Genomic DNA, 2170 nt, shown 5'->3' with positions numbered 1-2170 from the left:
ATGTTTTGTGGCCACCGCCTGCACGCAGTCGATCCCCACAAAACCCTGATCAGGGCTGTGCCCCGATACCCCGTTGAGTTGTGTACCTGGTTAAAAATCCTGACGCACTTCGTTTGTCCCCCCGGGTTTCACCAGGGCGGAAAAACTCGCCCTGGTGAAACCCGGGGCTGCAGGAAAAAATCAAAACGGAGAGGGGTCAAGGGGACGTGGAATACCGCAGACCGGAACGGGCAAGGATATGCCGCGAAAGCCCCTTGATGCCTCGCAGTGCCCCAATGCTCCGGGCTGGTGGTTGGGGGTGCTCTTCCCCCGACCGCCTGCCACGTGGCGAGCAGTCCCGAAGGGCCGTCGGAGACGATCTGTTTTTGGCTTTTTGGCGGTGCTTGGAGGGGTCGAAAAACGGGCGTCGGAGAGGCCGATTTCCTTTACTTGATACTTACGATGGTAATTCAAGGGTGCAAAAAGCGGCTACAACCCTTGTGGACCGTGGCTTTGAGGGTTATTTGACGCGTAAAAAGAAAAACCCCAGAATCGTGGGTCTTCGAGGTCCAAGATATCTAGGGTTTTCCATGGAAAACGTTACCGCTTCCACGTCTGTCCATTCTAGCGAAATTATTGCGCTTGAACAGCCCCGCGACGGGCTTTCCGATTACAGTCCGAATGATGTCCCGTGGGACATTCACAGAGGTCAATCTGACGATGTGGGTGGGATTTATGCCAGCGCTCTAGAATTTGAGCGCTACGCCGCTCGAATGTCCGACTGTGGGGGGTTATTGCTGTTTGGTTGGGTTCTCAACCCTGAAACATCAGTGAATGCCCTACGTTTGCGTACGGCGTACTTTTGCCGGGTACGTCATTGCCCGGTGTGTCAGTGGAGGCGCTCGCTCATGTGGCAGGCTCGGTTTCACCAATCTCTCCCTCAGATCGTTCTAGAGCATCCTAAGGCTCGCTGGCTATTCCTGACCCTGACTGTGCCCAATTGCCCCATAGGCGAGCTTGGAGCGACTCTTACGGCGATGAATGCCGGGTGGAACCGACTCCAGGCGCGAAAAGAGTTAAAAGCGGTGATTGGTTGGGTACGGACTACCGAGGTAACTCGGAGTGCGATTGGGGAGGCGCACCCGCATTTTCACGTTTTGCTGATGGTCCCGCCTTCGATGCTGTCTGGATCGAAATACGTTAAGCATGCCCGCTGGGTTGAGATTTGGCAGGAATGCATGCGCGATCCGACGATCTCGCCAAGCGGTGTGCGCGTTCAAGCGATTAAAGATCGGAGCTCAGAGACCGGGACGGAGGTGGGAGGGGCTGCGCTACAACGCGCGGTTTCGGAAACGCTGAAGTACAGCGTTAAACCGTCTGACATGACAAACGATCCTGATTGGTTTTTGGAATTGACGCGCCAATCCCACAAGCGCCGCTTTGTGGCAACCGGTGGCGTTTTGAAAAAGGTACTCCGTGTCGATGAGGAAACTGATTCGGATTTGGTTAAGAGAGGCGGCGCTGAAGAAGGCGAAGACGACGGTTCTCGGTTGGCTTTCAACTGGCGGGAAGTAGAGCGCCGATATCGCCGCGCACCCAACGGCGACAAACCAGCTCGCTGACTCTCAACGGGGTATCGGGGCACAGCCCTGATCAGGGTTTTGTGGGGATCGACTGCGTGCAGGCCGTCCGTACAAAACATTTCCTGTCCGACTCATGTATCCGCTTTTGATCTGCTTTGGATTTTGATCCGCATGCAAACGAAGTTTGCGTAAGTGCGCCCTTGATCCGTTTTTGATCCGCGCGTTTCGTAGAAACAACTAAGCGCGCCCTGTTCAAAAAAGCGGAGGGAAACAGCGAAGGTCAAAGGCCAGAGCAGAGAGGATGCAGAGAGGATGCAGGATAGGGAGAGTGCTACAAAATGTAGGCATTTTGAAAACTCTCCCCTGCTGCCGTGGGCTCTTGGTTTTAAGTGAGTTTTGAATTCGGAAAACAAAACTAAATTAAGAATTTAATCGGATCTTAAAAAACGAATTGAATTCAAATCTAAAAAACGGACAGGAAATGTTTTGTGGCCACCGCCTGCACGCAGTCGATCCCCACAAAACCCTGATCAGGGCTGTGCCCCGATACCCCGTTGAGTTGTGTACCTGGTTAAAAATCCTGACGCACTTCGTTTGTCCCCCCGGGT

Annotated in this window: 1 protein-coding gene; it reads left to right on the top strand. The window is 53.9% G+C overall.

Features of this window, described 5'->3' with window-relative positions; translation table 11 throughout:
• The first annotated feature begins 569 nt into the window (after positions 1-569).
• On the top strand, positions 570-1601 hold the full coding sequence (locus JFT66_RS29615) for a protein rep (protein WP_233097230.1): 1032 nt from the start codon (positions 570-572) through the stop codon (positions 1599-1601).
• The last annotated feature ends 569 nt before the right edge of the window (positions 1602-2170 follow it).

This window comes from Pseudomonas sp. MF6755, from assembly GCF_016405635.1.
Lineage (GTDB): Bacteria > Pseudomonadota > Gammaproteobacteria > Pseudomonadales > Pseudomonadaceae > Aquipseudomonas > Aquipseudomonas haemolytica.
Note: the sequence above shows the minus strand (reverse complement) of the source record. Positions and strands in the feature narration are given on the sequence as shown.

Excerpts from the sequence above, each read along its gene's own strand:
- JFT66_RS29615 (WP_233097230.1), top strand. The coding sequence starts at position 570 with ATGGAAAACGTTACCGCTTCCACGTCTGTCCATTCTAGCGAAATTATT.